This is a genomic window from Janthinobacterium sp. ROICE36 (assembly GCF_002869965.1).
GTDB lineage: Bacteria > Pseudomonadota > Gammaproteobacteria > Burkholderiales > Burkholderiaceae_D > Janthinobacterium.
Genome location: NZ_PEBS01000079.1, coordinates 1 through 24,494 on the forward strand (window position 1 = coordinate 1; position 24,494 = coordinate 24,494).

At 63.6% G+C, this 24,494-nt stretch carries 20 protein-coding genes and 1 pseudogene; 11 read left to right on the forward strand and 10 right to left on the reverse strand.

What is annotated here, in order from left to right; genetic code table 11:
- Nucleotides 1–109 precede the first annotated feature (109 nt).
- The 4 genes from CSZ94_RS23165 to CSZ94_RS23180 are packed head-to-tail and all read right to left on the reverse strand — an operon-like array spanning nucleotide 110 to nucleotide 2,819.
- Nucleotides 110–412: a hypothetical protein gene (locus CSZ94_RS23165; protein WP_102123680.1), complete on the reverse strand. Its 303-nt coding sequence runs from the start codon at nucleotides 410–412 to the stop codon at nucleotides 110–112.
- Nucleotides 413–447: 35 nt separating this feature from the next.
- Nucleotides 448–993, reverse strand: a complete 546-nt coding sequence (locus CSZ94_RS23170) for a GNAT family N-acetyltransferase (RefSeq protein ID WP_102123681.1) — start codon at nucleotides 991–993, stop codon at nucleotides 448–450.
- Complete coding sequence (locus tag CSZ94_RS23175) at nucleotides 990–1,508, reverse strand: GNAT family N-acetyltransferase (RefSeq protein ID WP_102123682.1); 519 nt, start codon at nucleotides 1,506–1,508, stop codon at nucleotides 990–992. Before CSZ94_RS23175 ends, CSZ94_RS23170 begins: the two co-directional genes overlap by 4 nt.
- A gap of 36 nt (nucleotides 1,509–1,544) precedes the next feature.
- Entirely contained in the window at nucleotides 1,545–2,819 is a 1,275-nt protein-coding gene (locus tag CSZ94_RS23180; protein ID WP_102123683.1) for an amidohydrolase family protein, read from the reverse strand.
- A gap of 383 nt (nucleotides 2,820–3,202) precedes the next feature.
- Here CSZ94_RS23180 and CSZ94_RS23185 point away from each other — a divergent pair, with 383 nt between their 5' ends.
- The 5 genes from CSZ94_RS23185 (at nucleotide 3,203) to CSZ94_RS23205 (ending at nucleotide 11,830) form a co-directional block, all read left to right on the forward strand.
- Complete coding sequence (locus tag CSZ94_RS23185; RefSeq protein WP_102123684.1) at nucleotides 3,203–4,054, forward strand: phasin family protein; 852 nt, start codon at nucleotides 3,203–3,205, stop codon at nucleotides 4,052–4,054.
- A gap of 166 nt (nucleotides 4,055–4,220) precedes the next feature.
- Complete coding sequence (locus CSZ94_RS23190; protein ID WP_102123685.1) at nucleotides 4,221–5,972, forward strand: ABC transporter transmembrane domain-containing protein; 1,752 nt, start codon at nucleotides 4,221–4,223, stop codon at nucleotides 5,970–5,972.
- Complete coding sequence (locus CSZ94_RS23195; protein ID WP_102123686.1) at nucleotides 5,962–7,770, forward strand: ABC transporter ATP-binding protein; 1,809 nt, start codon at nucleotides 5,962–5,964, stop codon at nucleotides 7,768–7,770. Before CSZ94_RS23190 ends, CSZ94_RS23195 begins: the two co-directional genes overlap by 11 nt.
- A 125-nt stretch (nucleotides 7,771–7,895) precedes the next feature.
- A complete protein-coding gene (locus CSZ94_RS23200; RefSeq protein WP_102123687.1) occupies nucleotides 7,896–9,596 on the forward strand; it encodes a methyl-accepting chemotaxis protein in 1,701 nt (566 codons plus the stop codon).
- A gap of 170 nt (nucleotides 9,597–9,766) precedes the next feature.
- Nucleotides 9,767–11,830, forward strand: a complete 2,064-nt coding sequence (locus CSZ94_RS23205; protein WP_258001157.1) for a sensor domain-containing diguanylate cyclase — start codon at nucleotides 9,767–9,769, stop codon at nucleotides 11,828–11,830.
- 53 nt (nucleotides 11,831–11,883) lie between these two features.
- Here CSZ94_RS23205 and CSZ94_RS23210 read toward each other — a convergent pair whose 3' ends face one another.
- Complete coding sequence (locus tag CSZ94_RS23210; RefSeq protein ID WP_102123688.1) at nucleotides 11,884–12,213, reverse strand: hypothetical protein; 330 nt, start codon at nucleotides 12,211–12,213, stop codon at nucleotides 11,884–11,886.
- Nucleotides 12,214–12,351: 138 nt separating this feature from the next.
- Nucleotides 12,352–13,631, reverse strand: a pseudogene (locus CSZ94_RS23215) (cytochrome-c peroxidase).
- 157 nt (nucleotides 13,632–13,788) lie between these two features.
- Between CSZ94_RS23215 and acpA the strand changes: the two are divergent.
- The gene (acpA, locus tag CSZ94_RS23220) at nucleotides 13,789–15,915 is read left to right on the forward strand and encodes an acid phosphatase (RefSeq protein WP_102123689.1); all 2,127 of its coding nucleotides are present in this window, start codon (nucleotides 13,789–13,791) and stop codon (nucleotides 15,913–15,915) included.
- Between the two features lie 67 nt (nucleotides 15,916–15,982).
- Here the strand turns inward: acpA and CSZ94_RS23225 are convergent, their stop codons facing one another.
- Together CSZ94_RS23225 and CSZ94_RS23235 are read right to left on the reverse strand one after the other, a co-directional pair.
- Nucleotides 15,983–16,753 (reverse strand): hypothetical protein, encoded by a 771-nt coding sequence (locus tag CSZ94_RS23225; protein ID WP_180977592.1) that lies wholly within the window; start codon nucleotides 16,751–16,753, stop codon nucleotides 15,983–15,985.
- A gap of 512 nt (nucleotides 16,754–17,265) precedes the next feature.
- On the reverse strand, nucleotides 17,266–17,685 hold the full coding sequence (locus tag CSZ94_RS23235) for a hypothetical protein (protein ID WP_102123700.1): 420 nt from the start codon (nucleotides 17,683–17,685) through the stop codon (nucleotides 17,266–17,268).
- A 317-nt stretch (nucleotides 17,686–18,002) separates the two neighbouring features.
- Between CSZ94_RS23235 and CSZ94_RS23240 the strand changes: the two genes are divergently transcribed.
- Entirely contained in the window at nucleotides 18,003–19,073 is a 1,071-nt protein-coding gene (locus CSZ94_RS23240) for a hypothetical protein (RefSeq protein ID WP_102123692.1), read from the forward strand.
- Here CSZ94_RS23240 and CSZ94_RS23245 read toward each other — a convergent pair.
- Nucleotides 19,066–20,025, reverse strand: coding sequence for a LysR family transcriptional regulator (locus CSZ94_RS23245; RefSeq protein ID WP_258001158.1), 960 nt, complete (start codon nucleotides 20,023–20,025; stop codon nucleotides 19,066–19,068). The genes CSZ94_RS23240 and CSZ94_RS23245 overlap by 8 nt on opposite strands.
- A 109-nt stretch (nucleotides 20,026–20,134) precedes the next feature.
- Here CSZ94_RS23245 and CSZ94_RS23250 point away from each other — a divergent pair, with 109 nt between their 5' ends.
- Complete coding sequence (locus CSZ94_RS23250; protein WP_102123694.1) at nucleotides 20,135–20,974, forward strand: phytanoyl-CoA dioxygenase family protein; 840 nt, start codon at nucleotides 20,135–20,137, stop codon at nucleotides 20,972–20,974.
- Entirely contained in the window at nucleotides 20,974–21,798 is an 825-nt protein-coding gene (locus tag CSZ94_RS23255; protein WP_102123695.1) for a sugar phosphate isomerase/epimerase family protein, read from the forward strand. Before CSZ94_RS23250 ends, CSZ94_RS23255 begins: the two co-directional genes overlap by 1 nt.
- Here the strand turns inward: CSZ94_RS23255 and CSZ94_RS23260 are convergent.
- Nucleotides 21,780–22,721, reverse strand: a complete 942-nt coding sequence (locus tag CSZ94_RS23260) for a LysR family transcriptional regulator (protein WP_219726043.1) — start codon at nucleotides 22,719–22,721, stop codon at nucleotides 21,780–21,782. The two genes, CSZ94_RS23255 and CSZ94_RS23260, sit on opposite strands and share 19 nt — an antisense overlap.
- A gap of 117 nt (nucleotides 22,722–22,838) precedes the next feature.
- On the opposite strand from CSZ94_RS23260, the gene CSZ94_RS23265 reads away from it, so the two are divergent.
- Both CSZ94_RS23265 and CSZ94_RS23270 read left to right on the forward strand, forming a co-directional pair.
- Nucleotides 22,839–23,705 (forward strand): oxidoreductase, encoded by an 867-nt coding sequence (locus CSZ94_RS23265; RefSeq protein WP_102123697.1) that lies wholly within the window; start codon nucleotides 22,839–22,841, stop codon nucleotides 23,703–23,705.
- Between the two features lie 57 nt (nucleotides 23,706–23,762).
- Nucleotides 23,763–24,221 carry a MarR family winged helix-turn-helix transcriptional regulator gene (locus CSZ94_RS23270; RefSeq protein WP_102123698.1) on the forward strand — a complete coding sequence of 153 codons (459 nt, stop codon included), beginning with the start codon at nucleotides 23,763–23,765 and terminating at the stop codon, nucleotides 24,219–24,221.
- The last annotated feature ends 273 nt before the right edge of the window (nucleotides 24,222–24,494 follow it).

Sequence of the window (24,494 nt, forward strand, 5' to 3'; positions counted from 1 at the left end):
AGAGATCGGTTCGTTTGCCATTTACGCGTCCAAATACCGAGAGTAAACGCCTTTCTCAACGTGTTTACAAGCAATATTTCACCCTATCGTCACTCCGAGCACCTACCCTTCATGCAATCGCCCTGGGGATAGCCACCAACGAATGCCTTTCCTGCGCAATCATAGTCAAGGCCACCACCCGGCCGGTAGTGTTGGGATCGGAAGGATCGAAAATCGACTCAGGACGCCAAACGGGGTCCAACCTTTCCGTGGTCGCCTTGATCTCAGACATGGCCTTTTCTAGTCCCAAACGGATTTTTTTGACACGTCGTGCATCAGTACCTGCGTCAACATTGGCTATCCGACTGGCTAAATCCTGCAATTCAGCTAGCACAGTTTCTAGCGGTGGAACAACTTTGTTACTTGTGGCCATCTATTTCCTTCGTCTATTCAATATTGACGTTCACACTAAGAATCCAGGCGAAAATCCTTGCGGTAGATATTCGTCTCCTTGCCATCGGGTGGCAGGCGCGCGAAACGCTCGAAGCGCAAGCCCAGCTTGTTGAGCAAATTGATCGACGCCTGGTTCTGCTGCGAAGTGATGCCGTACACGGTAGGCAGGCGCAACACGTGCTGCGCATGGCACATGACGGCGGCGGCAGCCTCGTAGGCATAGCCCTGGCCCCAATAAGCGGGCAACAGAGCGTAGCCTATGTCGGGACCGGGCAGACTGGCGCGCAGTATCAGGCCGCAGATGCCCATGGCGATGCCGTCGCTGCGGCGTTCGACGATGCAGAAGGCATAACCATGCTGGCGAAACTGCGCCATCGCTCCCGTCTCCAGGGCCGCGCGGGCCGCTACCACGGTGTGCAGGTTGCGCGGGCCGATGTTGGCGATCCATGACGGTTCATTGACCAGCGCCAGGTAGACCGCGGCATCATCGGGCGTGACGGTGCGCAGGCGCAAACGGGGCGTTGCGATGACGCTCAGCGCTGCTGTGGCGGCGCCGCTCATGCCGGCCACTGCATCGGATCGGTCAGCAACTGGTACATCACGTAGGCGTCGACATAGCCGAGCTGCGCGTGGCGGTAGGCCAGCGGCAGGGTAGCGACGACGCTGAAGCCCAGCTTTTTCCACAGGGTGACGGCGGCCAGGTTGGTGCTGACGACGAAGTTGAACTGCATCGCCAGAAAGCCGGCGCGGCGCGCTTCGTCCATGCAGTGCACGCCCAGCAGGCGGCCCACGCCCACGCCCTGCGCGGCAGGATCGACCATGAACGAGGCATTGGCCACGTGCGCGCCGTGGCCCGGCTGGTTTGCCACCAGCTTGTACATGCCCAGCAGGCGCTCGCTGCCCATCACGGCGACATAGCTTTGCACGCCAGGGCCAAACCAGTAGGCGTGGCAGTCTTCGCGCGAGCTATCGGCGGGAAAGGTGTAGGTGTCGCCAGCGGCCACCAGAGTCTGGAAAATCGGCCACATGGCATCGAAGTCGGATTCCTGGGCAAGACGGATGTCAATTTCTTTCAAGGCGGTGCTCCCGATAACAAGTGATGGCTGATTGTATCAGCGCCCCAGGCGGAAATTGACCGTCTCGGGCCGGCCCGGCAGGTGCAGGCGCGCACTGGCGCGCGGCGCCTCGCTGACGATTTTCCCGCGCCGCAGCACCAGGCGCCGCGCGGCACGCAGGCGCAGCGCTTCCACCGTCGAGCTGCAATCGAGGATCAGCAAGTCTGCATGGCAGCCGGGCGCGATGCCATAGCCATCGAGGCCCAGGATGGCTGCCGGCGTCTCCGTCACGGCCAAGAAGCACTCGTGCATGGCTTGCTGGCCCGTCATCTGCGCCACGTGCAGTCCCATGTGCGCCACTTCCAGCATGTCGCCCGAACCGAGGCTGTACCACGGATCCATCACGCAGTCGTGGCCAAAGGCGACGGGAATGCCGGCGGCCAGCATCTCGGGCACGCGCGTCATGCCGCGCCGCTTCGGATACGTATCGTGGCGCGCCTGCAGGGTGATGTTGATGAGGGGGTTGGCAATCGCCGCCACGCCCGCCTCGCGGATCAGGGGCAATAGCTTGCTCACATAATAATTGTCCATCGAATGCATGGACGTCAGGTGCGAGCCCGTCACCCTGCCCTGCATGCCAAGGCGCTGGCTGTGGAAGGCCAGCGTTTCGATATGGCGCGACAGCGGGTCGTCCGACTCGTCGCAATGCATGTCCACCATCAGGCCACGCTCGCAGGCGAATTCGCACAGCAGGCGCACGGATTCGGCACCGTCGGCCATGGTGCGCTCGAAATGCGGGATGCCGCCCACCACGTCCACGCCCATGGCAATCGCCCGCTTTAAATTGTCGAAGGCGCCGGGACTGCGCAGGATGCCATCCTGCGGAAAGGCCACCAGTTGCAGGTCGAGGTAGGGCGCCACCTGGCGCTTGACGTCGAGCAGCGCTTCCACGGCCAGCAGGCGTGGGTCGCAGATATCCACGTGCGAGCGGATGGCCAGCAGTCCCCGCGCCACGGCCCAGTCGCAATACTGCAGGGCGCGTTGCACCAGAGCGTCCTGCGTCAGTTGCGGCTTCAGTTCGCCCCACAAAGCGATGCCTTCCAGCAAAGTGCCGGACGCGTTCACGCGCGGCAAGCCATAGCTGAGCGTGGCGTCCATGTGGAAATGCGCATCGACAAACGGCGGCGTGACCAGGTCGCCTGCGGCATCGATCTCTTGCGCGCCCTGCACGGGCAAGGCGGGGCCGACGGCGGCGATGCGGCCGCCCTCGATGGCGATATCGATGCTGCGGCGCCCATCGGGCAGGCTGGCATTGCGGATAACAAGGTCCATGCGGACACTCCTTTGCTTGACTACGGTGCCTGGTGCGTCCAGTGAATTGCCATTTTATGCACTTTTGTGGGATGCTGCAGTGCACGAATGCAGTCACTGGCAAAAGCAGTGCCATAGATACGCTGACACCACCTTGCGCGTGCGCAAACTTCCGACAATTGCTGCCAGGCGCATGAATAGGGCAAGCAAGCGCCGCACGGGTTGAATAAAATAACTTTCAACTAACTCGAATCACCGCTAGAATATTCATATTGCGTTGCATCATAATCAGGCTCTGATCAGTTACTCAGCACGCTAGCCACTTTACAAAACGCGGCCAACTCTGGTTTTCGGGATTTTGCAGAGCGTTTTGCCAGCATTTTAATCCGTACAAAGGAGTAAATATGTTTCCGCTTCCAGAACACATTTCCAGCGCCGCCAAATCGCAACTGGAAAGCCAGCTGCAAATCTTCAGCACCCTGACCAGCAAAGTCTTCGAAAGCGCCGAGAAAATCATCGCCCTGAACCTGAACGCAGGCAAGGCTGCCCTGTCGCACACGGCGGAAACGGCGCAGCACCTGCTGGCAACGCAGGACCCGCGCGACTTCTTCAGCTACAGCACCAGCCAGGCGCAACCGAATATCGAAAGCGTGCTGGCGTACAGCCGCCAGCTGTTCGGCATCGCCTCGAGCACCCAGGCTGAATTGCTGGCCTCGGCCAAGGCCCGCCTCGATGCGGCCGCCCCTGTCGTCGCAACTGCTCCTGCTCCGGCCTCTGCCAAGCCAGCGCTGGCCGTGCCCGTACCTGTTGCTGCGCCTGCGCCTGCCGCGGCACCAGTAGCGGCACCTGCACCTGTTGCCGCCAAACCTGCCGAAGTGGCCAAGCCCGCCGCTGTTGCTGCGCCAGCAACCAAGCCAGCGGCAGCGCCTGCCAAGGTTGCCGACAAAGTTGCCGTGAAAGCAGTCGAAGACAAGCCAGTGGTCAAGCCTGAAACGGTCAAGCCTGAAGCGGCCAAGCCCGCATCGGCCCCCGCCGCGGCACCAGCGAAAGCCGCTGCGCCAGCACCCGCCAAGCCATTTCCTTCCAGCAAACCTGTCGCCAAGCCGGCCAGCGCCGCCGGCAAGACCGTGGCCAAGGTCGCCGTGCAGCACACGCCTGCGCCAGCCGCCAAGCCGGCAGCCAGGGTTGCGCCCAAGGGCACGCCATCGAAACAGCTCGACATGCTGGGCGGCGGCAAACGCAGCGGCCGCAAGTAAGCCTCGCGCACGGCACTGAAGCAGTAATACAACGGGCTACGGCCCGTTTTTTGCGTGCCCGTCCACAGCGCGCTTTTCCACCTTGTTGTATCCTACTCCTACTTTCCGTCCGCGTGCCCGTCCTTCCGCCCCGCGACACCCCATTACTAAAAAACAAAAGGTAACCATGAGTTTATCGAGGCTCATCGCCGGCTTCGTGCGTCAGCATAGTCCGGCGTATGCCGCCGCCGCCGTCATGCTGACAGGCGTGGCAACACTGACCGTCTGGATCCCGCGCCGCGTGGGCGCCATCATCGACGCACTGGCCGCGCACCGCATGACGGCGGCCGAACTGTGGCTTGAGCTGTTAACACTGCTCGCCGTCGGCGTCGTCATCTACTTCCTGCGCGTAGGCTGGCGCATCACCCTGTTCAAGGCCGCCTACCAGCTCGGCGTGATGTTGCGCACGCGCTTCTACACGCGCATGTCGCAACAGGGCGCGGCGTTTTACCAGAACCAGCGCACGGGCGACCTGATGGCGCTGGCGACGAACGACATCGACGCCATCGAAATGGCCGCCGGCGAAGCCATGCTGGCCGGTTTCGACGGCACCTTGACCTTGCTGATGGTGCTGGGCATCATGCTGCTGGGCGTGGACTGGCGCCTGGCCTGCATCGCCCTCCTGCCGTTTCCGCTGATGGGACTGGCCTTCTGGCGCATTTCCAGCCATATCCACACGGCGTCGACGGATTCGCTGAAGCGCTTTTCCGCGCTGAACGACCATGTACAGGAATCGCTGTCGGGCGTGCGCACCCTGCGCGCGCTGGGCCTGGAAGAGCGCAGCAGCAAGCAGTTCTCCACCCTGGCCGGCCATGCAGCCAACGCCAGCCTGACGGCGCAGCGCTGGGAAGCGGCGTATGAACCGGCCGTCGGCCTGACCCTGACGGCCGCCACTGCGCTGACCCTGGGCCTGGGCGGCTACCTGGTGTGGCACGATCAATTGACCATCGGCGCGCTGACGAGCTTTTCCATGTACCTGGGCCAGCTGATCTGGCCCATGTTCGCCGCCGGCTGGGTACTCTCGCTGATCGAACGGGGCCGCGCCGCCTGGCAGCGGCTGCAGCCGATGCTGGACGCGCCGCTGGCCATCGACGACCATGGCACGATTGCATCCTTGAAGCCCGGCCCCCTGCAATTGCAGGACGTCGGCTTTGCCTACGCGGGCCAGACGGCACCCGCCTTGTCGCACATCTCGCTGCGCTTGCTGCCGGGCCAGACCCTGGGCCTGATCGGCCCCACGGGCAGCGGCAAATCGACCCTGCTGCGCGTGCTGCTGCGCCAGGTCACGCCGCAATCGGGCATGGCGACGTGGAATGGCCACGCGCTCGATGCCTACACCCTGCATGCGCTGCGCGCGGCCATCAGCTGGGTGCCGCAAGAGTCGTTTTTATTCTCCGCCACCATCGCCGACAATATCGCCCTGGCCCGCCCAGGCGCCACGCGTGAGGAAGTGGAACGGGCGGCGCAGCTGGCCGACATCCACGCCGACATTTTGCAATTCCCCGACGGCTATGCCACCCACGTGGGCGAAAAGGGCATCACCCTGTCCGGCGGCCAGCGCCAGCGCGTGGCGATTGCCCGCGCCCTGCTGGCCGACAACGGCTTGCTGCTGCTCGACGATGCGCTGTCCGCCGTCGACACGGGCACGGAAACGCGCATCCTGCAGCACCTGGAAGAGCTACGCCGCCACCGCCCCGAGCGCAGCGCCATCATCGCCAGCCACCGTCTGAGCGCCGTCGTCAACGCGGACCTGATCCTGGTGCTGCGCGATGGCCTCGTCACGGAAACGGGCAACCACGACGCGCTGATGCAGCGCGACGGCTGGTATGCCAGCCAGTGGCGCTATCAACAACTGGAGGCCAGCCTGAATGCCATCTAAGACCATCCAAACGGACAGCGCCACGCCATCCGTGCGCGGCCAGGCCGCGCAAGCCATCGGCCTGCTGCGCCGCGCCGCCGCACCCGACCTGCGCCATTTATACTGGGCCACGTTCTGGCTGATCCTCGCCGCGGCGCTGGAAGTGACGGGGCCGATTTTGGGCAAGGCCCTGATCGACCAACACCTGCTGCCGCGCCACCTGGACTGGACGCGCATGTCCATGCTGCTGGGCGGATGCCTGCTAACGGGCTGGGTCGCTTCCGGCCTGCGCTATTTGCAGCTGGTGCGCCTGTCCGGCCTGGCCATGCGCTCGGTGCAGCGCCTGCGCGAAACCGTTTACCAGCATGTGCTGCGTCTGCCCATGGCTTTCTTCGACCGCGCCATCACGGGGCAATTGGTCAGCAGGGTCACCAACGACACGGAAGCGGTGAAATCGCTGTACGTGCAGGTGCTGTTCGTCATCCTCGACAACTCCATCGTTTTGATCGGCACCATGGCCGCCATGGCCTTCCTCGACTGGCGCTTGATGCTGATCGTGCTGGCCCTGCTGCCGGCCGTGCTGCTCATCGTCTTCCTGTACCAGCGCTGGAGCGCGCCGGCTGTCACACGCGCGCGCGCCCTGCGCAGCGAGATCAACGGGCAGATCGCCGAATCGATCGGCGGCATGAGCGTGCTGCAGGCGAATAACGCGGAAAAGCGCTTCGGTGCGCGCTTCACGGGCATCAACCAGGACCACTACACGGCGCGCATGCAGGAATTGCGCGCCAATGCCTGGCTGCTGCGCCCCGCGCTCGACATGCTCAACATCGTGCTGCTGGCCGTCGTCATCTTCAGCTTCGGCCGGCGCGACATGGGCGCCGTGGAAGTGGGCGTGCTGTATGCGTTCATCAGCTACATCGCGCGCGTGATCGATCCCTTGATCCAGATCACCATGCAGTTCAGCCAGCTGCAGCAGTCGGTGGTGGCCACGGCACGCGTCTCGGCCCTGCTGGATGAAACGCAGGCGCTGGAGCATGCGCAGGGAAGGGAAACACCGGCCCTGCGGCATGCGCAAGCGGACATTGACGTGCCCGCCGTGGACATCGCGCGCCTGACCTTCGCCTACGTGGAAAACCAGCCCGTGCTGCACGACCTGTCGCTGAGCATTCCGCAAGGCGCGTTTTTTGGCATCGTCGGCCACACGGGCAGCGGCAAGTCGACTTTGCTCTCCTTGCTGCTGCGCTTTTACCCCGTCACGCAGGGCAGCATCGCCATCAATGGCGTCGCCCTCGACAGTATAGCCAACGAGCACTTCCGCGCCGACGTGGGCCTGGTGCCGCAAGATCCCTTCCTGCTGGCCGCCTCGGCGCGCGAAAACATCGACATGGGCCGCGGCTACACGCAGGCGCAGATCGAGACGGCGGCGCGCGCCGCGCACGCGCACGACTTCATCGCCGCGCTGGAACACGGCTACGGCACGCCGCTGGGCGAAGGCGGCTCGCGCCTGTCATCGGGACAAAAGCAGCTGATCGCGATTGCCCGCGCGCTGGCCGGCCAGCCGCGCATTTTGCTGCTCGACGAAGCCACCTCGCGCATCGATAGCCAGACGGAGCAGATCGTGCAGCTGGCCCTCAACGAATTGCGCGGCAAGGTCACCATCATCGCCATCGCGCACCGCCTGTCGACCATCCGCGAGGCGGACCGGATCGTCGTGCTCAACCATGGCCGCATCACGGAAGCGGGGCCGCACGAGGAACTGATGCAGATCGAGGGCGGTTTGTACCAGCGCCTGTACCTGCTGCAGCAATTGGCGGTGTAAGCCTGGCGGCGCCGTTGCGCGCCGCCGCTTTTTTTCCGTAAGGCATCAAAAATGGCGACTGAACGGGGTATATTCATCTGGCGTACAAGGCCGACGGCCGCAACCACACCTCCAGGGAAAACACCATGCGCAGCAAACTTTCGATCAAGAATATCTTTGCCGCCATCTTTCTGCTCAGCCTGACGCTCTCCATCGTCAGCCTGTTGGCCCTGTTTCGCGTCGCCGCCAAACAGACTGAGGCGAATCAGGCCACTGAAACGCGCTACCAATCCTACCTGCTGGCCGATGAATTGCGGCAAAGCTCGGACGACCTGACCCGATTGGCCCGCACCTACGTCGTCACGGACGATGCAAAATACGAACAGCAATACCTGGACATTCTCGACATCCGCAACGGCAAGAAACCGCGCCCGGCGCATTATGAGCGCATCTACTGGGACTTCGTGGCGGCGGGTATGCCCGTGCCGGCGTCGACCGGGCCCAGCGTGCCGCTGGCCGAACTGATGCGCAAAGCTGGCTTCAGCGAGCAGGAATTCGCCAAACTGCAAGAGGCCCAGGCCAATTCCGACGGTCTGGTCAAGATCGAGTTGATCGCCATGAACGCCGTCAAGGGCTTGTTCGACGACGGCAACGGCAACTTTACCAAGCAGGGGCCACCTGACCCGGAAATGGCCCGCAGGATCATGCACGATGCCCAATACCACAGCAACAAGGGCAAGATCATGCAGCCGGTGAATGAATTTCTCACGCTGCTAGACCAGCGCACGAGCGCTGCCGTGCAGACGGCGACGGGCAGCACCATGGCGGCCTATTCTGTCACCGTCGGCGTGCTGCTGGTGTCCGTCATCGTCTCGCTGCTGTGCCTATTCCTGGTATACCGCCACATCAAGCGCAGCCTGGACCAGGCGATCACCACGGCGCAATTGATCGCCGGCGGCGACCTGAGCATCGATGCCGTCATCGAAAGAGCCGACGAGATCGGCGTGCTGTTGTTGGCGATGAACACCATCAATGCCAACCTGACGGGGCTGATCGGCGACATCCGCACCAGCACGGGCGAGATGTCGGTGGCCACCCACGAAATCGCGCTGGGCAACGCCGACCTGTCGGCGCGCACCGAGGCGCAAGCCAGTTCGCTCGAAGAAACAGCCAGCTCGATGGAAACGCTGACGGCAACGGTGCGGCAAAACGCCAGCAACGCCGGTGAAGCGAACCAGCTGGCCGCCACCGCCTCGTCCGTCGCCGTGCAGGGCGGCGCCGTCGTCGCCCAGGTGGTCAGCACGATGGGCGCCATCAAGGAAAGTTCGAGCCAGATCGCCGACATCATCGGTGTCATCGATGGCATCGCCTTCCAGACCAATATTCTGGCCCTGAACGCAGCCGTCGAAGCTGCGCGGGCTGGCGAACAGGGCCGCGGCTTCGCCGTCGTCGCCAGCGAGGTGCGCAACCTGGCCCACCGCAGCGCGGCGGCGGCCAAGGAAATCAAGACCCTGATCGGCGCTTCGGTAGCGCGGGTGGACGCAGGCAGCAAGCTGGTCGACGAGGCCGGCCGCACGATGGCGCTGGTGGTCGACTCGATTCAGAAGGTGGCTGCCATCATGGGCGAGATCACCAGTGCCAGCCACGAACAGAGTGCCGGCATCACCGAGGTCAACCAGGCCGTCACGCAGATGGACAACATCACGCAACAAAACGCGGCCCTGGTGGAGCAGGCGGCCGCCGCCGCCGAGAGCCTGCAAGAGCAGGCCCAGGCATTAATCACGGCCGTCGCCATTTTCCGTCTGAAGGACAGCCCGCCAACACGAACCGCCGTCGCCCTGCGTTGAGAAGCTGTCAGCGCCGAAGTGTGCAATTTCACAAAAATCTGCGCGTGCCATGATATTTCTTGATTGCAACAGAATATAATCTATTCCAGACAATAGGTCATTGCGGGAGCGGGACGTTGGCAGGCAGACAGACACGGGCATCATGGCGAAGGGCGCATTGGCTGCTGGTATTGGCCTGCCTGCTGCCGCCCGCCGCCCATGCCCAAGTCAGCAAGCTGGAGCAGTTTCTTGCCACCGTGAGCGACGACGGTCGCTTCGTGCCAGAGCGCGCCCTGCAGCGCCTGCAAGAGGTGGAAACGCAGGCGCGCAGCGCTCCCCTGCCCGTGCGCGCGGAATTCCTTACTCAGTTGAGCAACGCCCGCATGCGCCTGGGGCAAAACGATATCGCCATGCAACTGGCCGAAGAGTTGATCGCCGACGCCCGCCTGCACAAGAGCGACGTGGCGCTGGCGAAAGGCATGCTCAACAAGGCCTACATCACGTTTGCCAGGAATGAAGGCCGCGCCTCGCACCTGCTGGCCTTTGAAGCGGAACGCATCGCCAACCGCACGCAAGACGTGCCCGTGCGCGTGCAGGCCACCATCAGCGCGGGCCAGTCGTGGGCCGAGGAAGGCAATTTCCCGTTCGCGCTGGCCAAACTGCAGGCGGCCGTCGACCTGGCGCGCCAGAGCAAATCGCCCTCCAGCCTTGCCGCCGCCCTGAATGCCCTCACCCTGCTGTACACGCAGATGCGCGAATACGACAAGGGCTTCGAGGTGCTCGACGAGCTGTTGGCCGTCTCCGCCACCCTGGCATCACCGGGTCGCATGGCGCAGGCAAAGAATACGGAATACGGGCTGGCGCTCGACGCAAAGCAGCCACAGCGGGGCCAGCGCGCCCTGCTGGCGGCCCTGGACCTGGAACGCCAACTGGGCGCGCGCGGCATGGTCGCCGTGACCCTCGTCAATCTGTCGGACAGCTACCTGAAACAAGGCGATGATGCGCGCGCCCTGCGCTTTGCGCATGAAGCCATCGCGGCGGCTCGCCAGGTCAACAATGAACAGGTGGAGGCGACGGCGCGCCTGAACATCGGCCAGGCGCTGATTGGCCAGGGACGCCTGCAGGAAGGTAAGCACAGCGTGGCCACGGGCCTGGCCTACTACGAGCGCACGGCCAACCAGCCGGACATGCAGGCCGTGCTGCTGGAATACGGCATGGCGCTGGAAAAGGCCGGTGACATGCGCGGCGCCATCACGGCGTACCACCGCGAGCGGGGCATTTCCAACCAGCTGTTCGAGAAGCAGCGGCAAAAGGCCGTGTACGAATTGCAAGAAAAGTATGAGGCGGAGAAGAAACAGCGCCAGATCGAGCTGCTGAGCCGCGAAAATCAGCTGAAGAGCACGGAAATCGACAACCGCCGCCTGCAGCAGCGCGTCTGGTGGTTGCTGGCGCTGGTGCTGGCCATGGCGTCCACCATTGTTGGCTTGCTGTACCGCAAGGTGCGCCACGCGAACGTGCAGCTGAAAGTCAAGAACCAGGAACTCAAGCGCCAGAGCTCACGCGACCCGCTGACGGCCCTGTATAACCGCCGCCACTTCCAGGAATTCATGCGCAGCCATGCGGGCAAGCCGCTACCGGCCTACGGCAGCGCCGATGTCGTGGGTGCGCTGTTCCTGCTCGATGTCGACCATTTCAAGCACATCAACGACCGTTACGGCCATGCGGCGGGCGACCTGGTGCTGACGACGATCGCCGAAACGCTGCACGAGGTGCTGCGCGAAACGGACATGATCGTGCGCTGGGGCGGCGAGGAATTCCTCGCCTTCCTGCCAGCCGTCGCGCGCGATGGACTCGACGATATCGCGCGGCGCATTCTCAACGGCATGGCTGCGCAAGTCATTCACTACCAGGGACAGGCCATCCAGGTGCACGTTTCCGTGGGCTTTGCGCCCTATCCGCTGGCACCGCAGGGACGGCCGCTCACGTGGGAACGCAGCGTCAACCTGATCGACATGGCGCTCTACCTGGCCAAGGCGCACGGGCGCAATCGGGCGTATGGCTTGCGCGGTTTTCAGCAGGTGGAAAGAACGACCCTGGAAGCGGTGGAGCAAGACCTGGAACGCGCGTGGCGCGACGGCTTTGTCGATCTGAGCGTGGTACTGGGGGGAACGGAGGGGATGGACAAGACGGGGACGGAAACGGCGGGGCCAGGCAGCCACGCCAGCGGTGGCGTCGCTGCAGCTGCCATCACCTGACGGCAGCTGCAGCAAGCGGGCCAGCGGGCCAGCGTTGGCCGGCGCTGGCGCCATTACTTGTGCGCAGCGTCCTGCATCTTTTCGCCGGCTTTTTCCACTTTCTTGCCGACGGCATCGGCCGCTTCGCTCATTTTCTTGTCGGCGTCAGCGGCGACCTGGTCCATCTTGGCGCCCGTATCGGAAGCGGCCTGGCTCACGGCGGCATCGGCTTTGCTAGCGGCGGCCTTGATGTCGGCTTCAGCCTTGGCAGCGGCCGCATCGATCTTCTGGCCAGCTTGTTCCGCAGGACCGGCGGCAACATCTTCTTTCTTCTGGCAGGCAGCCAGTGCCACAACCATCATCCCGGCGGCGCACACGGTCATCCAATTTTTGCTTACTTTCATGATATTCCCTTTCATTGTTATCAAAAGACACAGATCAGTTTGCAATATACACCTGCCTAAAATTTTCTAGCGTGCGTTAACGCACATAAAAACAGGCTTTTGTGGCGTAGTTGTAAGCAATGGTATCTTGATATTTTTTCAGCCACCCTTTCCCTGTACCGGGCGGGCCAGCGGATAGCCATCCGTCAAGGTATGCAGGAAAACGATGACGTCGGCGATCTCCGCTTCGTTCAGGGCGGGCGCCTGGCCCGGCTGGCGGTCGAACGGCGCATCCACGTTCACGTTGGATGCCAGGCCGGGCGGCAGATCGTTGTATTTGTGCACCTTGCCGTTCCTGTCCTTCGGATACCATTTTTGCGGCGCCGTGTCACGCTGCACGTAAAAACGCAACACCTGCTCCAGGCTGTCAAAGCTGCCGTTGTGGAAAAACACCTTGCGCAGGGCGACGTTGCGCAAGGACGGCGTCTTGAAACTGCCGCAGTATTGCTTGTGCTCTATCAAGTCGGTGCGATCGGGGCCGCACAATCCCAGGTCAAAGAACGCCGGGTCGGCATTCGCCGACAGCTTGCCGTTGCGCGGCACGCCGATATTGATCAAGCCGTAGTCGGTAAATTGCGGAAAGGCGCCACCGGAGCTCACCTGGCTGATGTGGCAGGAAGCGCAATTACCCTTGGCTTCATCGTTGAACAGGGCCAGGCCGCGCGCTTCCTGCGGGTTCAGGACGGTCTGCTTGCGCAGGAAGGCGTCGTACTTGCTCGTGTACGGATAGAAGTCCAACGGGCTTTCCTGGAACACTTCCAGCGACATCAGCGCCCAGCGCAACGCCTGGCCAGGCTGTTCGAAGATAGCCGCGCCATACGTCTGGCGGAACTGCGCCGCCAGGGGCCCGGCCTGTAATTTGGCGACCACGGCGGCGGCATCGCGGTTGCCCATTTCGCGTTTGGATAACAGGGGCGCCAGCGCCTGTTCGTGGCCGGACTGGGCGCGGCCATCCCAGTTGCGCCCACCCGTGGGCCCCGCGTCGACGCTGTCGTCGCCGTCGTCATCGTGGTAATGCTCGCTGAACGGCGGCGCGTTCTGGAGGTAGCGCAGCGAGGGCGCGGCGCGCGTGCCCGCATCCTTTAATGCCGGGCCGCCCAGCTGCACCGCCAGCGCATTCGGCGGACCGTACGCGTGTTCCGGACTGTGGCAGCTGGCGCAGGCCAGCTTGCCCGACACGGACAGGCTGGGTTTAAAAAAAACATGGCGCGGCCCATGGCCGTCATTGCCGCCACCGAAGGCTGGCGTTGCAGGGTGGGCGCGTAGGCTCCGGCCAGGTAGGCATGTGCAGGGGCGGCCTGGACTTCTTTCGGTGGCGCCGGCTGGCAGGCGGACAGCACGCAGATGGCCAGCAGCAGGGAGAGGTTCGTTTTCATCATGGGCTGGCAGCGTAGCAATGGCATGTGACAACTGCATGACAAAACCCTGCAATACCTAATGTATCAAGGCCGTACATTACGTCATGTAACAGGCGCTGACATGTCACGCAGCTGACATATTGCCTGCCTAGCATGCGACGTTTTCCACCCAGAAGGCATGACCATAAAACCGCACGCTCGCCCCGTCTTACGTCCCCTACCAATCTTGCTGTCGCTGGGCCTGGCCGCCTGCGGCAGCGACTACACGATCACGCCCAGCACCCAGGGCCAAGTGATCGGCAGCTACTATGAAAATGCCCAGGTGTGCCTGGAAAACAGCACAGCCAAGCTGACCTGCGACAGCGCTTCACTCCCCGTGCGCACGGCCGCCGACGGCAGCTACAAGCTCGATGGCCAGGGCGCCGTGCTGGTGAGCATCGGCACGGACGCCATCCGCCATGAAACCATCGGCGACGCGGGCAGCAAGGTCACGCAAAAACTGCTGCTGCGCGCAGCCGCTGGACACAGCGCCTTCGTCAGCGCCGTGTCGACGGAACTGGCGCAAATCATGGATGGCAACGGCGGCGACTTTACGGCCGCCAGCAGCAAGCTGGCCGCGCGCCTGGGCGTGTCGGAAGCGGGCCTGGCGTCCGACTTCAACAAGGCCAGTGGCGACGAGCTGGCGAAACTGAAGGCGGAAAACGCCAGCGTGACGGCCTTGATCGCCAGCGCCAGCACCCAGGCGGCGCCCGCCGACGCGCTGGCCGCGCTGAACGGCGCACTGGCGCTGAACAACATCCAGACCATCGTCGTCATTTACGCGGAAAACCGCGGCTTCGACAATCTGTACGGCCTGTTCCCGGGCGCCAACGGCGTGCCCGGCGTCAATCCTACGTCCAGCGCCGCCTACGTGCCGCAGAAGGACGTCGACGGCAGCACCTTGCCCGTGCTGCCGCCCACCTGGGGCGGCATGACGGCGGCCGGCCAGAGCACCGTCATCACCCAGGCGCAATCGGCCAACCTGCCGAACAAACCGTTCCAGATCGACGATGCCGGCAGCCCCCTGTACCTGCCGCAATCGGTGATCACGCGCGACCTGGTGCACCGTTTCTACAACAACCAGATGCAGATCAACGGCGGCGCCAACGACAAGTTCGCGGCCTATTCCGACGCGGGTGGCCTGTCCATGGGCTATTACGACGGCAGCAAGATGCAGCTGTGGAACATCGCCAAACAATATGCGCTGGCCGACAATCTGTTCATCGGCGCCTTCGGCGGCTCCTTCCTCACGCACCAGTACCTGATCTGCGCCTGCGCGCCCACCTACCCGAATGCCGACACCTCGGTGGCAAAAGGCTCGATTGCGAAGACAGACATCGATGCCAAGGGCCATTTCCTGCGCCTGACGCCGTCCGCCACGGCCCCAAGCACGGTCCTGAACGGCGCGCCCGCCTATGCCAACGACGGCGCGCTGACGCCGGCCGACAGCACGGGCATGTTCTACGCCGTCAACACCATGCAGCCGCCGTTCCAGCCCAGCAGCAACGCCCCCGCATCCGGCGACAGCAGCAAGCTGTATGCGGACACGGGCAAGGCCACCACCCTGCCGCAGCAGACGCAGACGAATATCGGCGACCTGCTCTCAGGCAAGAACATCGACTGGGCCTGGTATGCGGGCGCCTGGAAAGATACGACGGCCCTGGCCACGGCCAGCGCGCGCACCGGCAGCTTCCCGAATCCGCCGAACTTCCAGTTCCATCACCAGCCGTTCAATTACTTTGCCAACATGGACCCGGTGAAGGCACCCGCCTACCGTGCCGCCCACCTGCGCGACTTCGACAGCCAGTTCCTCAGCGATGCCAGCGCCGGAAAGCTGCCACCCGTGGCCTTCTACAAGCCGCAGGGCAATTTGAACCAGCATCCGGGCTACGCCAGCGTGGCCGACGGCGACGCACATATCGCCAGCGTCATCGCCCAGCTGAAAAAGAGTCCGCAATGGAAAAACATGCTGGTCATCGTCACGTATGATGAAAACGGCGGCTACTACGACCATGCGGCGCCGCCGAAGGGCGACCGCTGGGGTCCGGGCACGCGCGTACCGGCCATCCTCGTCTCGCCGTACGTAAAAAAGGGATTGGTTGATCATACGCAATATGATTCGGCCTCGATCCTGCGCGCCATCACGCACCGCTTTGCGTTGCCCGTGCTCGACGGTTTGACGCTACGCGACAAGGCGCTGGTGGCCAACGGCGGCAAGCCGATGGGCGACTTCAGCGCGGCGCTGGCCCTGGTGCCGCAAGAGTAAGCGTCGGTTCAAACGGCAACGCGACGCCCGCCCGGCCTGGCCGCGGCGGGCGTTTTTGCCTGCGGCGCTACTGGCCCGGGCCCGGGACCGGGACCGCATCGAGCAGCGAGCGCTCAAGCAGTTGCGACAGCGCTGCGCGCAGCGCCTGCGTGCGCGCCGCCAGTTCCGGTCGCTTGTAACGCTCGGCGGCGATCAGGCTGCTTTCCAGGCAAACCCGGTCGCCCCTGGCCAGGCAAGCGTCGGCCAGGTAGAGCTGGGCGCTGGTCAGCGCCACTTTCACCCTGGCATCGAGTTCCAGCGTGTCGGGATCGTCGCCCCAGCGCTTGACGTAGATGGCCAGGCGCGTGGCGGCCAGATCCGGCTTGCCCGTATCGAGCGCCTGGCTGACGCTGTCTTGCAGCGCCGTCCACGCCTGTGCCCGCTGCCGTTTCCGGTCGCAGGTGGCGGCGGACTTGGTGATGCTCGCCTGCAATCGTTTGATATGCGCGGCGGGCGCCTTGGCGCTTTTCAGCACGGCCAGCGCGCTGCGCGCCCCGTCCAGGTCACACTGCGCCGCCAGCGCGGTAGCGGCCTCGACCTGGACCGCCACGCTGGCCGGCTTGTCGGCGGGCTTGTTAAAGAACCAGATGCCGGTCAGCACCATGGCCGCCGCAATCCACGTGCGCAAGCGCACGGACGGGCGCGGTGGCGGCACCGAAGCCCTGGCGGCCGGCTTCGCGGGCGGCGCCTTGGCTGGCACGAAAACCGGCGGCGGGACGGGCTTGGGAGCGGACTGCGGCGCGGGCGGCGGCACAGGAAGGGGCGGGACGACGGGCACCGGCGGTGGCGGCGTTGGCATGCGCGGCACTGGCGGCGGCACTACTTTCTGCAAAACAATGGGTTCGGCCGCCTGGCGCGTGCCACAAAATGGACAACAAGCCACGCGCAGCAGCAATTCCCGGCCGCAAGTGGCGTTAATGCAACGTTCATTCACTTTTTCAAGCACAGTCCAACCTTTTCCTGGGTGCGCCCCGTCGCCCTGCGCACGTCTTGCTGGTTCATATCGTCATTCCTCTTGGCGCGCGCAGCGGCCAATGCTGTCGCCAGATCCCGGCTGCGCCTAGTTGCAATATTACCTTACGCGACAGCAAAAACGACACGACGACCTGGCGCCGTGAGGGGAGACGACGCCAAGCAGGCCAATCGTCGAAGACAAGCAGCCCTGCCCGCTCCAGGCGCAGGCGAATATTATCGTGGTGTAGAGAGGGAAAAGTCAGCCAGCACAGCGAAGCACAGGCAACAACACCCTGGCCCATCGTCCGCATGCCGCGAACGTCTGAAAAATGCCCAGGGCTGGGCGCCACGCCGACATCAGACTTTGACGCTTTCGACTTTGGCAATAACAGTGCGGGGAATAATCTCATTCTCGGGGCAAGTCTGCATCGCCTCCGAATACGTCAGCCAGCGTTTCAGGCTATCCATATGCCGGATAGTGATGCCCTTGCCATTGATATAGCCGATTTGCTCGAAATTGGCGGGGCTGGTGGTCAGCTTCGATACGGTGGGGGCATTATCGATCAGGCGATCATAGGCCTTGCGCGCCTTGTGTTCCCACTTCGCCAGCGCGGGATCGTCGAAACGGTTGCTTTCAAAATAAACGGTGACGGTACGGTCGTGGTTGGCAAAGCCGACGATGGCCGCGCCCCTGCGTATCGTCAACAGCACATCTTCCTTGACGCTTGGGATGGGCACAAGCAGGGCCGCGCGGCCATCCGCATCGGGCCGTTCCATCGGAATATCTTGTCCAATCACACTCATCGCATCACACTCGTCGAAGTCTATTCATTGCACCATCCTCATCAGGAGGGTGTCGTCCTGCATCACATTGCACAAGCGGCCATGCATTCACGCCGCATGCCGCTCGTGTATCTGGCCTGTTTTACAAATAATACATTGCCATACAGCACTACACAAGATAATCGGCCTTCCCCGGTGGGGCTTGAGCATTCTTGCCACAGAAGCAAGCCTGAAACGGCGCGGCATCGACGACATGCCCGGCAATCGCCTTATAATGCCTGGTTTACCATACGCCAGACGAAATCCGCACCATGACGCTTCCCGAGAATGACACCAGCCGGCTCGATGCCATCAGCGCCGCCGCCACCGAAGTGGCCGCGCAAAACGTGGCCGACCTGCTGGCCATGGCCATCTGTCACCGCCCGGACGAACCGGCGCTGGTCGTCTGCGACAAGCGCAGCTGGCTCAACGTCGTGTTGACGGAGGCCTATCGCCAGGCCTTGCCAGAGGCGAGCTTCATTGATTTCGACGACGTCACGCCCGACGCCGTGCTGGCCGCGTTTGCCGAACTGCCCTCCGGCAGCCTCGTCGTGCTGATCCAGTCGACCAGCTTCCGCCTGGAAGCGTTCCGCATCCGCATCGAGCTGTTCAAGCGGGGCCTGAAAGTGATCGAACACGTGCATTTGTCACGCATGCCCGGCGTGCAGGGACTGCACTACATCGCTTCGCTGGCCTACGACCCCGATTACTACCGGGGCGTGGGCCATGCGCTCAAGGCGCGCATCGATCGCGCCCGTCATGGCATGGTCGACAGCGGCGGCGAGCAGCTGGTGTTCGCCTCGCCGTTCGAATCGGCCAAGCTGAATATCGGCGACTACGCCGGCATGAACAATATCGGCGGCCAGTTCCCCTTGGGCGAAGTATTTACGGAAGCGCAGGACCTGGAAGCGGTGAATGGGCGCGTGCGCATCTTCGTCTTCGGCGACACGCAGTTCATGGTCAACCGCCCGGACACGCCGATCACCCTGATCATCGACAAGGGCCGCGTGACGGGCACCGAGCACGCCACGCCGGAGTTTACCGCCATGCTGGAGATCATCCACGCGCATGAAGGCGACGTGTGGGTGCGCGAACTGGGCTTCGGCATGAACCGCGCGTTTTCGCGCGGGCAGCTGGTCAACGACATCGGCACGTATGAACGCATGTGCGGCATCCATTTGTCGCTGGGCGCCAAGCACGGCGTGTACACCAAACCGCAATTCAAGCGCAAGGATGCGCGCTACCACGTCGACATCTTCGCCGTCACCGAAGCCGTCTACCTCGACGACGAGCGCGTGTATGCCGACGGCGCGTGGACGCTGGACCCCGTCGCTTTCATCTGAAAAACCCGGCAGCTTGCAGCTCGCGGTCCCACGGCGGCACGGGCTGGTATTCGGCCACCAGGAAATCGATCAGTGCGCGCACCTTGGGCGATGGCTGGCGGCTGGCCGGATACAGGGCGCTCAGGTGGTTCAACGGCAGGTCCCAGTCAGACAGCACAGGCACCAGGCTGCCGTCGAGCAGCTTGCGCCAGGCCAGGAAGGTGGTGCTGTAGACGATGCCCAGCCCCCGCTGCGCCGCCTGCTGCAGCACCAGGCCATTGTTCGCCGTGAAGCCCGCCTGCACGCGCACGCTCACCTCCTCGCGCTGTTCCCCTGCTCGCCGCTGGAAATGCCAATTCGTGCCATCGGTCAGGTGGCTGAAATGCAGGCACTGATGCTGCAACAAGTCTTGCGGCGTCTGTGGCATGCCCCATTGCGCCAGATAAGCGGGACTGGCGCACAACACGGCGCGGCACGGCGCCAGCGGGCGCATGGCCAGCGCGCTGCTGTCCGGGATGCCGCCCACGCGGATGGTCAAATCAAAACCGTGGCGTATCGGATCGAGCAGCGCATCATCGACAAACAACTCGGCCTGCACCTGCGGGTGCAGCAGGCTGAAACGGGCGACAGCATCGGCCAGCCACGCGCTGCCAAAACTCGATGGCGCCTGGATGCGCAGCGGCCCGGCCAGCTCCGCCCCCGCTCCCGCCTGCGCCACGTGCGCCACCATGCGCGCCGCTTCCTGCGCCTGGCTGACGGTGGCCATGCAGGGCGCCAGATAGGCGCGGCCCGCGTCCGTCAGGCTCACTTCGCGCGTGGAGCGGTGCAGCAGGCGCGCATGCAGGCGCTCTTCCAGCTGCATGATGGTCTTGCTGACCATGGCCCGCGTCAAGCCCAGGCGCTGCCCGGCCAGCGTAAAGCTGCGCTGGCGCGCCACCTCGACAAAAATTTCCATCGCTTTTAGTTGATCCATGTCAAAGATTGTCTTCGCTTTGGCGACAATCTGTCAACCGCTGGGCAATTGTTTGTCGCCCTCGCCCATCCTACAATGGCGCTTTCCATTGACCTCCGGAGCCGCCGCCATGCTGACAATCCTGCAACAAGAACAATACCAACGCGACGGCTACATCATCCTGCCCGATTTCAAGGGTGCGGACGACATCGCCGCCTTGCGCGCGCGCGCCGAGCAGATTGTCAACGAATTCGATCCCAGCGTCAGCCAGTCCATCTTCACCACGCGCGACCAGGCCAAGAACACCAACGATTATTTTCTCGCCTCCGACAACACCATCCGCTGCTTCTTCGAGGAAGAGGCATTCGGCGCGGACGGACAGTTAAAGCAGGCGAAATCGCTGTCGATCAACAAGATCGGCCACGCCATGCACGACCTGGACCCCGTCTTCCGCAGCTTTTCCAGCGACCCGAAACTGGCCGAAGTGGCGCGCGACCTGGGCCTGGCCGACGCGCAGGTATGGCAATCGATGTACATTTTCAAGCAGCCCGGCATCGGTGGCGAAGTGCGCTGGCACCAGGACGCCACGTATTTCGAGACCACGCCGATCAGCGTGACCACCTTCTGGTTCGCGCTGGAAGACGCGACCCTGGACAACGGCTGCCTGTGGGCGGAACCGGGCGGCCACCGCGGCCCCTTGCGCGAGCGCTTCATCCGCAACGGCGACGCAGTGCGCGTGGAAAAACTCGATACCATGCCGTGGCCCGACAACAGCACGGCCGTGCCACTGGAAGTCAAGGCGGGTGCCCTCGTCTGCTTCCACGGCTTGCTGCCCCATTACAGCGCGCCGAACCGCTCGCCCGTCTCGCGCCACGCCTACACCCTGCACGCCACCGATGGCCAGACCGAGTACGCGACCCACAACTGGATACAGCGCGATGCAGCGTTCCCCGTGCGGGGCTTCGTCTGATGCGCATCGACGTCTTTGCCGCCCACTGGGGCAATAACGAGCTGCCGCCCGACGTCTTCATCGACAGGGTAGCGGCGGCCGGCTTTGACGGCATCGAAATGTCGCTGCCGCTGGACGCCGCCCTGCGCGAGGAATGGACGGACCGCATCGCCAAGGCGGGACTGCAACTGATCGCCGCGCAGTGGGAAACGGTGTTCCACAGCGACTTTAAGCTGCACCGCGCCGCCCTGGCCGAACTGCTGGAAAACGCCTGCCTGGCTCGCCCCGTGCTGGTCAACACGCACACGGGCAAGGATTACTACAGCCAGGCGCAGAACGCAGAACTGCTCGACCTGGCCGCCGCCATCTCGGAAAAGCACGGCGTGCCCATCGTGCATGAGCTGCACCGCAGCCGCTTCAGCGGCCATCCGATGCTGCTGCTGCCCTATTTGGCGCAATATCCGGACCTGCCATTGACGGCCGACCTGTCGCACTGGTGCTGCGCCTGCGAATCCCTGCTGGAAGATCAGCCGCAAACGCTGGCGCAGGTGCTGCCGCTGGTGCGCCACGTGCATGCGCGCGTGGGCCATGCGCAGGGGCCGCAAGTGGCCGACTTCCGCGCGCCGGAAGCGAAGCAGGCGCTCGACGCCCATCTCGCATGGTGGGACGCCATCGTCGCCCTGCGCCGCGCGGCCGGCGCCGAACGCATGACCTTCACGCCGGAATTCGGCCCTGCACCATACACGCAAACCCTGCCCTGGACGCAGCAGCCGGTGAGCGACGCGTGGGAACAGAACGTCGCCATGCTCGAACTGCTGCGCCAGCGCTATACGGCGGCGGGTTGAGGAAACTGCGGCAGCTGCGCAAAATTGGCCTGCACGAAATCGATAAATGCACGCAGCGGGGCAGGCAGGTGGCGCCGGCCCGCATAGTATAAAAACGGGCCGGGAAAGGGCATTGCCCAGTCTTCCAGCACCGGCTGCAGCTGGCCCGCATCGATATACGGCTGCAGCCACTCTTCAAACAGAAAGACCAGGCCATGGCCGGCGACGGCCATGCTGACCGCGAAGTCGGCCGCCGTCGGCGTGACGATCAATGGCCCGCCCGGCTCCACGCTCACTTTCTGCCCGTCGCACTCGAACTCCCAGGGAGGAATCGCGCCACTGAGGAATTTCCCCAGCAGGCAGGCGTGCTGCAGCAGGTCGCGCGGATGCACGGGCACGCCGCGCTGCGTCAGGTAGGATGGTGCGCCCGCCACCGCGAAGCGCTGCATGCGCGGGCCGATCGGGATGGCGATCATGTCTTGCTCCAGTCTTTCGCCATAGCGGATGCCGGCGTCGCAACCGCTGGCGACGACATCGACAAAATTATTATCGACCACCAGCTCCACCCTGATCTGCGGATAGGCGCGCAGGAACTGGTCGACCATGGGCTGCAAAAAGAAGCGCGCCGCATTGACCGGCACGTTCAGGCGCAAGGTGCCGCGCGGGCTGTCGCGCAGGTCGTTCAGCACATCGAGCGCGCTGCTCACTTCATCGAGTGCCGGACGCAAGCGCGTCAGCAGCAGCGCACCGGCCGCCGTCGGCGTGACGCTGCGCGTGGTGCGTTCCAACAGGCGGATGCCCAGCTGCTGTTCCAGCCGGCGCAGCGCCTCGCTCAGCGCCGACGCCGACTGTCCGCTGGCGCGCGCGGCCTGGCGAAAACCCTGGTGCTGGGCCACCAGCGCAAAAGTGGCCAGGTCGGCCATGGAAGGGCTGTCTGCATGCATGGGAGCTTTCACTGTGCGTAATTAAGTACAGGCTGTGCCGGATTGACCCGATTATCATACAGTGCAAGCGCCGCTAACATGGGTGTTCCAATCCTCGACCACCACACAGGAGCTCCCATGGCCAGCTATTCTCCCGCCCAGCATCAATTCACGCCCGCCCATTGCGACATCGTTTTCAACCGCATCGGCTATGGTGCCATGCAGCTGGCCGGCCCGCACGTCTGGGGTCCGCCGAAGGATCGCGCTGCCGCCGTGGCCGTGTTGCGCGTAGCCATCGAGCTGGGCATCAACCATATCGACACATCGGACTTTTACGGCCCGCACATCACCAACCAGATCATCCGCGAAGCGCTGCATCCGTATCGCGACGGCTTGACCATCATCACCAAGATCGGCTTCGTGCGCGGCGCCGACCAGTCCTGGCTGCCGGCCGCCTCCCCCCGGCAACTGCGCGACGCCGTGCACGACAACCTGCGCAACCTGGGCCTGGACGTGCTCGATGTGGTCAACCTGCGCGCACCGGGCCTGGAAGGCCCCGATGGCTCTTCGCTCGCCGAACCGCTGACCGCGCTGCTGCAGCTGCAGCAGGAAGGCCTGGTGCGCCATATCGGCTTGTCCAATGTCGATGCCGACCAGGTGGCCGAGGCGCAGCGGATCAGCCCCATCGTCTGCGTGCAGAATCACTACAACCTGGCCCATCGCGCGGACGATGCGCTGATCGACACGCTGGCCGCGCAAGGCATCGCCTATGTGCCGTTCTTCCCGCTGGGGGGCTTTTCGCCGCTGCAGCCCGATACGCTGACCCAGGTAGCGGTCGGCCTGCACGCCACGCCGATGCAGGTGGCGCTGGCCTGGCTGCTGCAGCGCGCACCCAATATGCTGGTGATACCAGGCACATCGTCGGTGGCGCATCTGCGCGAGAATGTCGCCGCCGGCGCGCTCAGGCTCGACGCAAAGGCACTGGCGGCGTTGAATACCATGTAACACCGCCAGATAGTGAGGTCGCTTGCAACTAAGTAGCGCGCTATATATACTGAGCAGATGGAAAATATCGCCCCCCATCCCCTGCACCAAGTACCGCGCCTGGACAGCCAGCTGTGCTTTGCGCTGTACTCGACCTCGCTCGCCATGAACAAGCTGTACCGCAAGCTCCTGCGTCAACTCGGCCTGACGTATTCGCAATACCTGGTGATGATGGTGTTGTGGGAACGCGACGGCTTGACGGTATCGGAAGTGGGCGAGCGCCTGTTCCTCGACTCGGCCACCCTGACGCCCCTGCTCAAGCGCATGGAGCAAGCGGGCCTGTTGACGCGTGCGCGTGCCGCCAGCGACGAGCGCCAGGTCATCATTTCCCTCACGGAACAAGGCGACCAGCTGCGCCAGGAAGCGGCCCTGCTACCCGAAGCCATCCTGACGGCCAGCCACTGCAGCGTGGAACAAGTTGTGGACATGAAACAACAACTGAACCAGTTGCGCGACAGCCTGATGAAAAGTGAGTAAAAGCCCTGCTTTTCCGAGCAAAATAAGCTAACAGGGTGTTGAAAAAGGACCCCAGTCCTTCGGATTTTGTCGCCAGACATGCGAATTTTTCGGGCTGGAAGCCGCATTTTTCCTAAAAAGCAGTTTTCAGCCACTTTTCAGGCCGTTTTTTGACATTTTTTAGCGCTTTCCGTACTCTATGGACGGAGTTATCCAACCACCGCCGATAAACGCCAGCCAAAGATCGTCGCCATGCGCGTCAGGTTGTAAGCGGCGAAAGTGAACGTGGTTTGT